Genomic DNA, 12,953 nt, shown 5'->3' on the forward strand with positions numbered 1-12,953 from the left:
GATGCGCTCTTTTCTTTTTCCTCGCGCGCGTTGGGCCGTAGCGCCAGCGCCATAGGCGCGCCGGCCAGAATGACGCTGCGAACGGCGCGGCATGCAAACAAAGCGGATGGAATTCATTTGACAAGTTTTGGCAGCAATTGCCAAACCGCCCCAATTTGGTGCTCAACCCATGCCCTGGAGAGAGAGCGTGGTCCAAGCTTGTGCCTCTGCGAGAAGCAGATGAGGTCTCGGCAGAATTCTGATGGGCGGGAACAACGGCGCTCGCTTGTTCCAAGGGCAATCGACCAGGACCGAATGATCGAGAATTTCATAAAACGCGACAAAGCCAAAACCAGGTTTTCGTCGCACGGACACACGTAGCTAATTGGGGTCAGAGCTAATTGGGGTCAGAGTCGAATTTCTGCACGTTTTTTGCAGAAATTCGACTCTGACCCCAATTAGCGGGCTACGGCTTGCGTGCCCGGTCGTTAGAAAAACAAAACGATGAATGCGCCCGGCTCTCTGCGAACCCGTCATATGGGGTCGGAGTAATTTACGACGATACTGCCGTCGTAAAAAAACTCTGACCCCACATGACTCGGCCAGCGCAGTGTCCGCCTACCTGCCGCCCCTGGCATCGTCATCCAGGCTGCGGAGGAACTGCATTTTCTCGGCAATCTTGGCTTCCACGCCGCGCGGCACCGGCCGGTACCAGCCGGGATCTTCGATGCCGTCCGGAAGGTAGGTTTCTCCTGCCGCGTAGGCATGCGGCTCATCGTGCGCATAGCGGTACTCGTGGCCGTAGCCGAGTTCCTTCATCAGCTTGGTCGGCGCATTGCGCAGGTGCACCGGCACTTCGCGCGACTTGTCCTTGCGTACAAATGCCATGGCCTGGTTGAAGGCGTTGTAGCCGGCGTTGCTCTTGGCGGCGATCGCCAGGTAGATGACGGCCTGCCCCAGCGCCAGCTCGCCTTCCGGCGAACCCAGCCGCTCGAAGGTGGCGGCGGCGTCGGTGGCGATCTGCATCGCGCGCGGATCGGCCAGGCCGATATCTTCCCATGCCATGCGGATGATCCGCCGCGACAGGTACTTGGGATCGGCGCCGCCGTCCAGCATGCGGCACAGCCAGTACAGCGCGCCATCCGGGCTGGAGCCGCGCACCGATTTATGCAGGGCGGAAATCTGGTCGTAGAAATTATCGCCGCCCTTGTCGAAACGGCGCGCATTCAAGGTCAGCGCATTTTGCAGGAACTCGGCGGTCACTTGCGTCACGCCCGAAGCTTTGATAGCGCTGCCGCTCTGCTCCAGCAAATTGAGCAATCGGCGTGCGTCGCCGTCGGCGTAGCCGATCAGGGTATCGACGGCGGCATCGTCAAACTGCAGGTGCGACAACACCCGCTCCTGCGCGCGCGCCAGCAACTGCTTGAGCTCATCGTCGCTCAACGCCTGTAACACATACACTTGCGCTCGCGACAGCAGAGCCGAATTGACTTCAAACGAAGGATTTTCGGTGGTCGCGCCAATGAAAGTCACCAAGCCCGATTCTGCATACGGCAGCAAGGCATCTTGCTGCGATTTGTTGAAGCGATGAATTTCATCGACGAACAGAATAGTATGCTTGCCCTGCGCCAGGTACTGCTGCGCCTGCTCCATCGCCGCGCGGATATCCTTGACGCCGGAAAACACTGCCGACAACGGGATGAATTCGCAGTCGAAGGCATTCGCAGTCAAACGCGCCAGCGTGGTCTTGCCGACGCCCGGCGGCCCCCACAAGATCATGGAATGCGGCCTGCCCGACTCAAACGCGAGCCGCAGCGGCTTGCCCGCGCCCAGCAAATGGCTCTGCCCAATCACTTCATCCAGGGTCGCCGGACGCAGGGCTTCGGCCAATGGCGGAGTGGGTTCTACTTTGAAGAGGTCGGACATGAAGATGGTTCTGTGAAAAATGCGCTTTGTTTGAAAAATGAAACCAGATGATGCATGGGCAGAATCCCGCCGATCAGTCGTAGCGCCGTTGCCGGCGCAAAAAACGCAACTGTGAGAGAATGCCGCTCGATTTCGATGCCAACGCCAGCCTCGCCATTGCACGCCAGCCCCAACCCGGACCGCACCATCATGCCCTTTGTCGTCACCGATTCCTGCATCCAGTGCAAGTACACCGACTGCGTCGAAGTCTGTCCCATGGACTGCTTCCGGCAAGGGCCGAATTTCCTGGTGATCGTGCCGGACAACTGCATCGACTGCTCGATGTGCGTGCCGGAATGCCCGGTCGGCGCCATCTACAACGAAACCGACCTGCCGCCGGAGCAGCGCCACTTCATTGAGATCAACGCCCGCCTGGCGGCACATCCCGACTGGCAGCCGATCACCCGTTCGCAAGCGCCGCTGCCCGACCATGAAAGCTGGCGCGAAGTCGCCAACAAGCTGGAATTCCTCAAGCTGGCCTGAACGTCCGCGTCAGCACGGGCACCCTGCCCAACTATTGATTCAGCACGTCCGCGCCCTTGGGCACGACAAACTTGAACTGTCCGGCTGACAAAGGCGGATTCTTGACAAAATTCTTGAAGGTCAGCAGCGACACCTGGCCAAATGAATCGCGCAGCTCCATCGCCTGCGGTATGCCGTCGCGCAAGCCGATGCCGATATGGTCGAAAGTCGTGTCCTTGGCTTTCGGCGTCGCTTCCAGCCACTCCATGCCGTCCTTGGCCTGGCCTTCTTTCAGGACAAAGTTCTTTTCCAGGTCGTTGCTGCCGAACAGGATCGCCGCCGGCGACGAGCCGAGCGCATTGCCCAGGCTCTTGGTGGTGACCTGGTTCAGGTCCTTGTCGTAGATGAACAGCTTGTCGCCATCGGCCTGCAGGATCTGCTCGTACGGCTTTTGATAGGTCCAGATGAACTTGCCCGGCCGCGCGAAAACGAAGATGCCGCTGGAGGTGCTGGAAACCTTCGGCGCCTTGCTGCCGGCATCGATTTTCACCAGCTGCTGGTAGAACTCGCCCTTGGCCGATTGCGTGCTGCTGACGAAGGACTTGAACTGTTCCAGCGCGCTGGCACCGGCCAGCGAAGGCAGCAGCGCCATGCTCAGCGACAGGCCGATAATCAGGCGTCCCGACTTGATCCTGGCAAACATATTGTTCCTGGGTGCGCCGATCGGGCTGGCGGTAATTTTCTTTTGCATATTCCTACTCCGTATTGCTGCTGTTGCCATTACCCGCCGGCACCAGGATTTCCCGGTTGCCGTTGGATTGCATGGTTGAGACCAGGCCGCTGGTTTCCATTTGCTCCAGCAGGCGCGCTGCGCGGTTGTAACCGATGCGCAGATGGCGCTGCACCAGAGAAATCGAAGCCCGCCGGTTCTTGAGCACCACTGCCACCGCCTGGTCGTATAGTTCATCGCCTTCGGTGCCGCCGGTGGCTGCGCCGCCGACAGCGCCGTCGCCGCCGTCTTCCAGCACGCCGCCTTCCAGTATGCCTTCGATGTAATTCGGTTCGCCCTGTTCTTTCAGGTAATCGACCACCCGGTGCACCTCTTCATCCGAGACAAAGGCGCCGTGCACGCGGATCGGCAAGCCGGTGCCGGGCGGCATGTACAGCATGTCGCCCATGCCCAGCAGCGCTTCCGCCCCCATCTGGTCGAGGATGGTGCGCGAATCGATCTTGCTGCTGACCTGGAACGCGATGCGGGTCGGCACGTTGGCCTTGATCAGGCCGGTGATCACATCTACAGATGGGCGCTGTGTCGCCAGAATCAAGTGGATGCCGGCCGCCCGCGCCTTTTGCGCGATGCGGGCAATCAGTTCTTCCACCTTCTTGCCGACCACCATCATGAGGTCGGCCAGCTCGTCGATGATGACCACGATGGTCGGCAGCTTCTCCAGCGGTTCCGGCGCGTCCGGCGTCAGGCTGAACGGATTCGGGATTTTCTCTTCGCGCTTGTCGGCGTCGATGATCTTCTGGTTATAGCCGGCCAGGTTGCGCACGCCCAGCTTCGACATCAGCTTGTAGCGGCGCTCCATTTCGTTCACTGCCCAATTGAGCGCATGGCCGGCCTGGCGCATGTCGGTCACCACCGGCGCCAGCAGGTGCGGGATGCCTTCGTAGATCGACAGCTCCAGCATTTTCGGATCGATCAGGATCAGGCGCACCTGGTTCGGGTCGGATTTATACAGCAAGGAAAGGATGGTGGCGTTGATCCCCACCGACTTGCCCGAACCGGTAGTGCCCGCCACCAGCAAGTGCGGCATCTTGGCCAGGTCGGCCACCACCGGATGGCCGGCGATATCCTTGCCGAGCGCGATGGTCAGGCTGGAAACGCCGTCGTTATACACCTTGGAACCGAGGATCTCGGTCAGGCGCACAATCTGCCGTTTCGGATTCGGCAATTCCAGGCCCATGTACATCTTGCCCGGGATGACTTCAACCACGCGGATCGAGGTCAGCGACAGCGAACGCGCCAGGTCGCGCGCCAGGCCGACGATCTGGCTGCCCTTGACGCCGGTCGCCGGCTCGATTTCATAACGCGTGATCACCGGCCCCGGATGCGCCGCCACCACCGTCACCTGGACGCCGAAATCGGAGAGTTTCTTCTCGATCAGGCGGCTGGTGAACTCCAGCGTTTCGACGCTCACGGTCTGCTGCGCCGGCGGCGCTTCATCCAGCAGCGACAAAGGCGGCAGGTTGGTATCGGGCAGGTCTTCAAACAGGGCGCTCTGCTTTTCCTTCTGCACCCGCTCGGATTTCGGCACCGCGACGATCTGCGGCTCGATGCGGATCGGCGGCGCCACCACGATCTTGGCGCGCTCCTGCACCACCACCTCTTCGCGCTTGACGGCGGCGACCTGGCCGACCTTCCGGTCCTGGCGCGCGATGTAGAAATTCTTCAGCCACAGCAGGCCGTTTTCGATGCCGGCGCCGATGCGCTCCGCCACCGTCAGCCAGGACATATGGAAAAACAGGCTGATGCCGAGCGCAAACAGCAGCAGCAGGAACAAGGTGCCGCCGGTGAAGCCGAGCGCATTCTGCGCGCCGCTGCCGATCAGTTGCCCCAGCACGCCGCCCGGCGCGCGCGGCAGCTGCACGTGGGCCGCCAGCCATTGCATGCGGGTATATTCGAGGCCCAGGCTGCCGACCAGGATCAGGACAAAGCCGGCGCCGCGGATCAAGCCTTCCTGGCTGTGTTCCGGCTCGGCGTTTTTCTCCACCACGAAGCGCTGCGAAATACGCCGGTAGCCCTGCCACAGGGTGCGCAGCAGCAGCGCGCACCACCACCAGGCAGAGGCGCCGAAGACGAACAGCATCAGGTCGGAAACCCAGGCGCCGACGCGGCCGCCCCAGTTATGCATGCGCGGCACCAGGGCGCCGTGCGACCAGCCGGGGTCGGACTTGGAATAGGTGGCGAAAATGATGAGCAGATAGGCCGTGATGACCGCATAGATGATCCAGCGCGCTTCATACAACAGCCGCACCAGACGGCTTGGCAAAGGCGCCGCGTCCTGCGGTTTGGCATTGCGGGTATAGGCTTGGCTTGTTCTAGTCATAAATCCGGTTGATGTTGCTTTAGTGTTGCGTCTTGAAAATGGTCTAAGACCTTGCATCTCGCATAAGTTCCACGGATAAACCCTGGCTCAATCATGCATGGCAAGTTGAAATTATGCACCCAATACCTATATATATAACCAGTGTTTGATGTTTCCAGTTGCAACATGCGTCAAAAACAAGCCTGGCGCGTGCGAATTTTGATGCGCCGCACACGTGCGGCGGCTTGCTCGACTATAATCTTACCGAGTTTTTGAGCGCCATTTGATGATCTTGACAATATTTATCCGCCGCAAGCGTGCATAAAACGGCATTCTTCAAATCCATGACGCTCCCGACATTTGTTACCTAAGGCCTTCTTCCATGACTACTACCAAACCCGCCAAGCACGCCCATGTACTGATCCTCGGCTCCGGACCTGCAGGCTACAGCGCTGCCGTCTACGCCGCGCGCGCCAACCTGAAGCCGGTGCTGATCACCGGCGTCGAGCAAGGCGGCCAGCTGATGACCACGACCGACGTTGAAAACTGGCCGGGCGATCCGCATGGCGTGCAAGGCCCGGAACTGATGCAGCGCCTGCTCAAGCACGCGGAAGAATTCAACACCGAAATCATTTTCGACCATATCCACACCACCAAGTTGTCGGAAAGGCCATTCCGCCTGCTCGGCGACAATGGCGAATACACCTGCGACGCCCTGATCATCGCCACCGGCGCCTCGGCCCAGTACCTCGGCCTGCCGTCGGAAGAAGCCTTCATGGGCAAAGGCGTTTCCGCCTGCGCCACCTGCGACGGTTTCTTCTACCGCGGCCAGGAAGTGGCTGTGGTCGGCGGCGGCAATACCGCTGTGGAAGAAGCGCTGTACCTGTCCAACATCGCCAGCAAGGTCACGCTGATCCATCGCCGCGACAAGTTCCGCGCCGAACCGATCCTGGTCGACCGCCTCAACGCCAAGGTCGCCGAAGGCAAGATCGTCATCAAGTACAACTACACGCTGGACGAAGTCACCGGCGATGCCAGCGGCGTCACCGGCATCAACATCAAGTCGGTGGCCGACGGCAGCATTACGCCGATCGCGCTGCACGGCGTCTTCATCGCCATCGGCCACAAGCCCAACACCGGCATTTTCGACGGCCAGCTGGAGATGCATAACGGCTACATCAAGACCAAGACCGGCCTCGAAGGCATGGCGACAGCGACCAGCGTACCGGGCGTATTCGCCGCCGGCGATGTGCAGGACCATATCTACCGCCAGGCCATCACCAGCGCCGGCACCGGTTGCATGGCAGCGCTGGATGCACAGCGTTTCCTGGAAGACTAAGGTTCACGGGCGGGCACGATGTGCCTGCCCTGCTTCGTAGACGGCGGCAGCGACGCGATCCTATCGTCGCCACCTTTAGTTTGCTGCGCACCGCCGCCTTTCACTATCAGCACGCACATATCATGGCCGGCCCGATCAAAGACTTCAGCGCCCTCAAATCGCTGCGCAAGGAAATCAAGGCGCAGGACGAAGCACGCCAGGCCGCCGCGGCGCAAGCCAAGCGCCGCGAGCAGGAAGCGCGGCGCGACGCCGACATCTTCCGCAGCAGCATCGGCAACGTCAAGCCGCTCGCCGTACCGCCCAAATTCACGCCCGCCATCCCGCGCCCGCTGCCGATAGCCCGCCAGCACATCGCCGACGAACAAGCCGCGCTGGAAGAATCGCTGTCGGACGATTTCAACATCGAAACCCTGCTCGACACCGATGACACGCTCAGCTTTGCCCGCAACGGCATCGGCCCCGATGTCATGCGCAAGCTGCGGCGCGGTCACTGGACCATCCAGCAGCAGCTCGACCTGCACGGCCTGCGGCGCGAAGAAGCGCGCGAAGCCCTGGCTGAATTCCTGCGCCTGGCCGCCAAGCGCGGCTGGCGCTGCGTCCGCATCATCCATGGCAAGGGCCTGGGTTCGGTCAACAAGGAACCGGTGCTGAAATCCAAGGTGCGCAACTGGCTGGTGCAAAAGGACGAAGTACTGGCCTTCTGCCAGGCCACCGCGGCCGAGGGCGGCTCAGGCGCCCTGCTGGTGCTGCTCAAAGGCCAGTTGTAAATCTCTTCCCCTCTGCTTGCATCGCAATTCAATCGCGTGACGGGCAGCTTTTAGCCGCCTTGTGGCGCGGAAAAGTCAGCCGCATGGCAACCCGTTGCCCCAGCCCCGCTTCAGCCTCCTGCCTGAGCGCCGCAGCCAGGAAATCCGGCGCGGCGCCCAGCGTGACAAAGCCGAACTTGCGATACAACGCCTGGCTGGGCGCGAACTCCAGGAAAGTGGTCAGGTATAAAGTCGGGATCACGCGCGCATTGCCCCAGGCGACGACCGCCGCCAGCAAGGCGCTGCCTATGCCGTGTCGGCCATAGGCCGGCAGGACGTCAAGTTCCGCCAGCACCGCCACCTGGCCATGCATGGCGACGCAGGCAAAACCGAGCACCGTGGCAGCGCTGTCCTTTGCCACCCACAGCATGCCAGCCGCTTGCGCCGCCACCAATTTTTCAGGCGCCACCGTTTCGCCGCGCAAATGCAGCGGCAGCAAGCGTTCAGGAAACAGCGCAGCCGCGGCCTGCTCCACCGCAGCCAAAGCCGGCACGTCCTCTATCGACGCCAGTTCAATCCGGTAATCCGTCACGTCCGCCCTCCATTCATCGCGCATCTCATCGCTCGTTGTTCCACCCAAGCCGGCGCCAGGGATCATCGCTAAAACAAATCCATCTGCGGCGTCGGCTTCCGCTCCACAGGCAGCTGCGGAGGCCTGAACCGAGAGCTGTCCAGCTTGGAGAACGAACCGCGCTGGACCAGCCCGTAACGCGCCGTCGCTTTCTTGTAGCGCTGCCGCAGGAAATCGGCCCAGATGCCTTCGCCGCGCATGCGCGTAGCGAAATCCGCATTGTAGTCGGCGCCGCCGCGCATTTCCCTGATATGGTTCATGACCCTTTTCGCGCGATCCGGAAAATGGGCGTTCAGCCAGTCCTGGAACAAGGGGTTCACTTCCCACGGCAAGCGCAGCACGATGTAATTGGCGCACACCGCGCCGGCCTCCGCCGCTGCTTCGATAATCCGTTCCAGGTCCGGTTCGTTGATGAAGGGGATCAGCGGCGCAATGCTGACGCTGACCGGGATGCCAGCCTCGGCCAAGGTCCTGATCGTGCGCAAACGCCGCGCCGGCGCAGCGGCGCGCGGTTCCAGCGTGCGCGCAATGGCCGGATCCAGCGTGGTGATGGTGACCGCTGCCACCGCCTGGTTCTTGGCCGCCATCGCCGCCAGCAAATCGATGTCGCGCTCGATCAGCGACGACTTGGTGATCAGCGCCAGCGGATGTTCGCAATCGTGCAACACTTGCAGGATGCGGCGCGTCAAGCCAAGCTCGCGCTCGCAGGGCTGATAGGCGTCGGTATTGACGCCGATGGCGATCGACGCCGGCACATAGGATGGCTTGGCCAGCTCGCGCAGCAACAACTGCGGCGCGTTCACTTTGGCAAAAATCCGGCTCTCGAAATCCAGCCCTGGCGAGAGGCCGAGATAGCTGTGCGTAGGCCGCGCAAAGCAATAGATGCAGCCGTGTTCGCAGCCGCGATAGGGATTCAGGGAAACGCCAAACGGCAGGTCCGGCGAGGCATTGCGGCTGAGGATGCTTTTTGCCTGTTCCTCGGTGACGATGGTGCGCACCACGGGTGGATCAAGCTGCTCATCTTCGCCGGCCCAGCCGTCGTCGAAATCTTCGCGCTGGTCGGTTTCGTAACGGCCTTGCATATTGCTGGTCGCACCCCGGCCTTTGCGCACCACGCTGGCTCCCTGGAAATGCATTACCTGGGCGGGATGTTTTTTTTGCTGATCTGACATCGAAGCACCAATTACTGTATGTATATACAGTATTTTAGCGTAAACCAGGCAAATGCAACAGCATCCGGGGACGTCGTGGCACGGCGGTGTATTCTATCGCCATGGACTCCCTGATAGCCGCCTCCGCGCGCGCCCTCGCTGCCGGCGACGTACTCGGCGCCCTTAAGCGGGTCGCCCTGCGCGACGACCCGCCGGCGCTAGCCTTGCGCGGCATCGCCATGGCCCAGCTGGGCGAGCACGCGCGCGCCCGCGAGCTGCTGCGGCGCGCCGCCCGCGGCTTCGGCGCCAACGAGGAGCTGGCGCGCGCACGCTGCGTGGTGGCCGAGGCCGAGGTGGCGCTGGCCGTGCGCGACCTCGGCAGCTCGCCGCGCACGCTGACGACGGCCCTGGCCACGCTTGCAGCGCACGGCGATCACGCCAACGCGCTGCAGGCGCAGCTCATCGCGGTGCGCAAACTCTTGCTGCTTGGCCGCCTGGACGAAGCCGAGGCGGCACTGGCGCCGCTTGATGCGCGCGGCCTGCCGCCGTCGCTGGCGGCAGTGGCCGAGCTGGCGGCGGCTGAGCTGGCGCTGCGCTCCTTGCGCATCGGACCGGCACGGGCGGCGCTAGCTCGTGCGCATGAGGCGGCCGGGCGCGCAGGCGTGCCGGCGCTGCTGGCCGAGGCGGCGGAAGCGCAGGCCACGCTCGATCGTCCTGCCGCCAGGCGCCTCTGCGCCGGCGGCGAGCACATGCTGCGCCTCGACCAGGTGGCAGCGCTGCTGGCCTCCGACGCGCTGGTGGTCGACGCTTGCCGGCGCGGGCTGGGCACTGGCGCTGCGTGGCAATCGCTGGCGCGCAGGCCGGTGCTGTTCGCGCTGGCGCGCGCGCTGGCCGAGGCCTGGCCTGGCGATGCTGGGCGCGAAACCTTGATCGCCTGCGCATTCGGCACCCGCCACCCCAACGAATCGCACCGGGCGCGCCTGCGGGTCGAGATCGGCCGTCTGCGCGCACTCGTGACGGAACTGGCGCAGATCGAGGCTACCGCGCAAGGTTTTGTCCTCAAGCCGCTAGCCGAGCGCGCCGTGGCCGTGCTGGCGCCGCCCATCGATGGCGACCAGGCGGCGCTGGCAGCGCTGCTGGCCGACGGCGCGGCCTGGTCGACCTCGGCCCTGGCGCTGGCCCTTGGGGATAGCCAGCGCACCGTGCAGCGCGCGCTGGCCGAGCTGGAGGCCGCCGGACGGGTACGTTCAATCGGGCAGACCCGGATGCGCCGCTGGCTGGCGCCGCCGCTGGCAGGATTCACGACAATCTTGTTACTCCCCGCTACGCTGCAGATGGAATAGAGTTGTCTTACGGCGCCGATCCGAGATGCGCCATCAGGAGCCAGCAATGACCCAAAAAACCAGCAAAGACAAACCTCAGGCGGCAGCGCGCCCGGCCGAAATCGTGCGCGAATACGGTCCCTTCGCCGGCGCCGCCAGCATAGCCGGCGTGACCCACGACGGCCAGCGCGTCTGGGCGGCCACCGGCGCCAGGCTGATTGCCTTCGATCCCGAGAGCGGTGAGCCCACGCGCACGCTGGATTGCCCCTGCGATGCCGGCACCGCCTTCGACGGCAGCCACTTGTATCAGATCGCCGAGCAGCGCATCGACAAGATCGATCCCGCCAGCGGCAAGGTGCTGGCCTCGATCCCGGCGCCCGGCCACGGCCACGACTCCGGGCTGGCCTGGGCCGAGGGCAGCCTGTGGGTGGGCCAGCACCGCGACCGCAAGATCCACCAGATCGATCCGGCTACCGGCGCCATCATCCGCACCATCGAGTCCAATCGCTTCGTCACCGGCGTGACCTGGGTCGACGGCGAGCTGTGGCACGGCACATGGGAAGGCGACGAAAGCGAAATCCGCCGCGTCGACCCAGACAGCGGCGCCGTGCTCGAGCGCCTGGAAATGCCGCCTGGCATCAACGTCAGCGGGCTCGAATCCGACGGTGCCGGCCTGTTTTACTGCGGCGGCGGAGGTAGCGGCAAGGTGCGCGCCGTGCGACGCCCGAAAGCAGCCGGCTCGTAATCGCCGCAGGAGCACGTCGAGCTGGACTGCGTCTTCGGTGCAGCCGAGCGCCGCCGCACGCCCATCGCATTCAGGCAACGGCCTGATCCCCCCCATCCAAGGAGCAAGACCATGAAGCTGTACTACATTCCGTCCGCCTGTTCGTTGTCCCCGCACATCATTGCCAACGAACTTGGCCTGCCCATCGAACTGGTGAAGGTCGACAGCAAGACCAAACGCACCGAACACGGCGAAGACTACCTCGCCATCAATCCCAAAGGCTACGTGCCCGCGCTGCGGCTGGACGACGGCCGCGTGCTGACGGAAGGCCCGGCCGTGGCGCAGTACCTGGCCGACCTGAAGCCTCAAGCACAGCTGGCGCCCGCCAACGGCAGCATGGCGCGCTACCGCCTGCAGGAAATGCTGGGCTATATCAATTCAGAGCTGCACCAGGGCTACCTGCCCTTGTTCTATCCGGAGACCAGCGATGAAGTACGCGCCGGCCGCATGGCCCATCTGCGCAAGCATTATGAGCTGATCGACGCCACGCTCGGCTTCACGCCATTCCTGCTGGGCGAACAGTTCAGCATCTGCGATGCCTATCTGTTTGTGGTGACGCGCTGGTCGGCATTCGTCAATCTCGATCTGTCGCCGTTCCCGAACCTGCAGGCATTCCAGGAACGCATCGCTGCCCGCCCCGCCGTGCAAGCGGCGCTGCGCCGCGAACAGCCTGCAGCCGCCTGAATCCTTTACCGCCAGTCATCAACCAAGGAGCAGATCATGAACACCGCTACATCCGAAATAAACAACCATCCCGTCGTCTCCAGCGAGCGCTGGCTGAGCGAGCGCAAGACGCTGCTGGCGCGCGAGAAGGAACTGATGCGCCTGCACGACCAGGTCGCGCGCGAGCGCCGCGCGCTGCCGTGGGAGCGCGTCGAGACGGACTACGTGTTCGACACCGCCGAGGGCCGGCGCACGCTGTCCGAGCTGTTCGACGGCCGCCGCCAGCTGCTGGTGCAGCACTTCATGTTCGGCCCGGGATGGGAGCAAGGTTGTCCGAGCTGCTCTTTCATGGCCGACCACACAGACGGCATGAACGTGCACCTGGCGCAGCGCGACATCACGCTGGTCGCCATTTCGCGCGCACCGCTGGCCGACATCGCGCGCTTTCGCCAGCGCATGGGCTGGCGGTTCAGGTGGGTGTCCTCGCATGGCAGCGATTTCAACCACGACTTCAACGTCAGCTTCACGCCGGAGGAACAGGCCAGGGGCGAGGTCTACTACAACTACGGCATGCGGCCCTTCCCGGTCGAAGAGGCGCCTGGCGTCAGCGTGTTCTACAAGGACGATACGGGCCAAGTGTTCCACACCTACTCGACCTACGGCCGCGGCGTGGAGGTCATGATGGGCGCGTATAACATGATGGACCTGACACCCAAGGGCCGTGACGAGCGAGACGTGCCCCACAAGATGGAGTGGGTGCGCCACCACGACCGCTACGGGCCGGAGGCGGCGGCCGGTTCCTGCTGCGCGCATACCTGAAAC

Annotated in this window: 12 protein-coding genes; 7 read left to right on the forward strand and 5 right to left on the reverse strand. The window is 63.2% G+C overall.

The features are described 5' to 3' along the window. Window positions 1-597 precede the first annotated feature (597 nt). Complete coding sequence (locus tag KHU30_RS07100) at window positions 598-1,905, reverse strand: replication-associated recombination protein A (RefSeq protein WP_211441853.1); 1,308 nt, start codon at window positions 1,903-1,905, stop codon at window positions 598-600. A 189-nt stretch (window positions 1,906-2,094) separates the two neighbouring features. Between KHU30_RS07100 and fdxA the strand changes: the two genes are divergently transcribed. After that, window positions 2,095-2,427 carry a ferredoxin FdxA gene (gene fdxA, locus KHU30_RS07105; RefSeq protein WP_211442257.1) on the forward strand — a complete coding sequence of 111 codons (333 nt, stop codon included), beginning with the start codon at window positions 2,095-2,097 and terminating at the stop codon, window positions 2,425-2,427. A 31-nt stretch (window positions 2,428-2,458) separates the two neighbouring features. On the opposite strand, the gene lolA is transcribed toward fdxA, so the two are convergent. Together lolA and KHU30_RS07115 are read right to left on the reverse strand one after the other, a co-directional pair. Beyond that, entirely contained in the window at window positions 2,459-3,109 is a 651-nt protein-coding gene (lolA, locus tag KHU30_RS07110) for an outer membrane lipoprotein chaperone LolA (RefSeq protein WP_211442258.1), read from the reverse strand. 52 nt (window positions 3,110-3,161) lie between these two features. Next, complete coding sequence (locus KHU30_RS07115; RefSeq protein WP_211441854.1) at window positions 3,162-5,516, reverse strand: DNA translocase FtsK; 2,355 nt, start codon at window positions 5,514-5,516, stop codon at window positions 3,162-3,164. A gap of 361 nt (window positions 5,517-5,877) precedes the next feature. On the opposite strand from KHU30_RS07115, the gene trxB reads away from it, so the two are divergent. Beyond that, window positions 5,878-6,834, forward strand: a complete 957-nt coding sequence (gene trxB / locus KHU30_RS07120; RefSeq protein WP_211441855.1) for a thioredoxin-disulfide reductase — start codon at window positions 5,878-5,880, stop codon at window positions 6,832-6,834. A gap of 122 nt (window positions 6,835-6,956) precedes the next feature. Continuing rightward, window positions 6,957-7,601, forward strand: coding sequence for a Smr/MutS family protein (locus KHU30_RS07125; protein ID WP_211441856.1), 645 nt, complete (start codon window positions 6,957-6,959; stop codon window positions 7,599-7,601). Between the two features lie 28 nt (window positions 7,602-7,629). Here the strand turns inward: KHU30_RS07125 and KHU30_RS07130 are convergent, their stop codons facing one another. Beyond that, window positions 7,630-8,196: a GNAT family N-acetyltransferase gene (locus KHU30_RS07130; RefSeq protein WP_211441857.1), complete on the reverse strand. Its 567-nt coding sequence runs from the start codon at window positions 8,194-8,196 to the stop codon at window positions 7,630-7,632. Window positions 8,197-8,240: 44 nt separating this feature from the next. Beyond that, window positions 8,241-9,383, reverse strand: a complete 1,143-nt coding sequence (locus KHU30_RS07135) for a PA0069 family radical SAM protein (RefSeq protein ID WP_230411609.1) — start codon at window positions 9,381-9,383, stop codon at window positions 8,241-8,243. A 101-nt stretch (window positions 9,384-9,484) separates the two neighbouring features. On the opposite strand from KHU30_RS07135, the gene KHU30_RS07140 reads away from it, so the two are divergent. The 4 genes from KHU30_RS07140 to KHU30_RS07155 all read left to right on the forward strand — a co-directional run bounded on the left by KHU30_RS07140 (window position 9,485) and on the right by KHU30_RS07155 (window position 12,950). Beyond that, window positions 9,485-10,705, forward strand: a complete 1,221-nt coding sequence (locus KHU30_RS07140) for a helix-turn-helix domain-containing protein (RefSeq protein ID WP_211441858.1) — start codon at window positions 9,485-9,487, stop codon at window positions 10,703-10,705. 46 nt (window positions 10,706-10,751) lie between these two features. Then, window positions 10,752-11,429, forward strand: coding sequence for a Vgb family protein (locus KHU30_RS07145; RefSeq protein WP_211441859.1), 678 nt, complete (start codon window positions 10,752-10,754; stop codon window positions 11,427-11,429). A gap of 111 nt (window positions 11,430-11,540) precedes the next feature. Then, window positions 11,541-12,152 (forward strand): glutathione transferase GstA, encoded by a 612-nt coding sequence (gene gstA, locus KHU30_RS07150; protein WP_211441861.1) that lies wholly within the window; start codon window positions 11,541-11,543, stop codon window positions 12,150-12,152. Between the two features lie 36 nt (window positions 12,153-12,188). Further along, window positions 12,189-12,950 (forward strand): DUF899 domain-containing protein, encoded by a 762-nt coding sequence (locus tag KHU30_RS07155; protein ID WP_211441862.1) that lies wholly within the window; start codon window positions 12,189-12,191, stop codon window positions 12,948-12,950. The last annotated feature ends 3 nt before the right edge of the window (window positions 12,951-12,953 follow it).

The sequence above is a fragment of the Collimonas humicola genome (assembly GCF_018304945.1).
Lineage (GTDB): Bacteria > Pseudomonadota > Gammaproteobacteria > Burkholderiales > Burkholderiaceae_D > Collimonas > Collimonas humicola.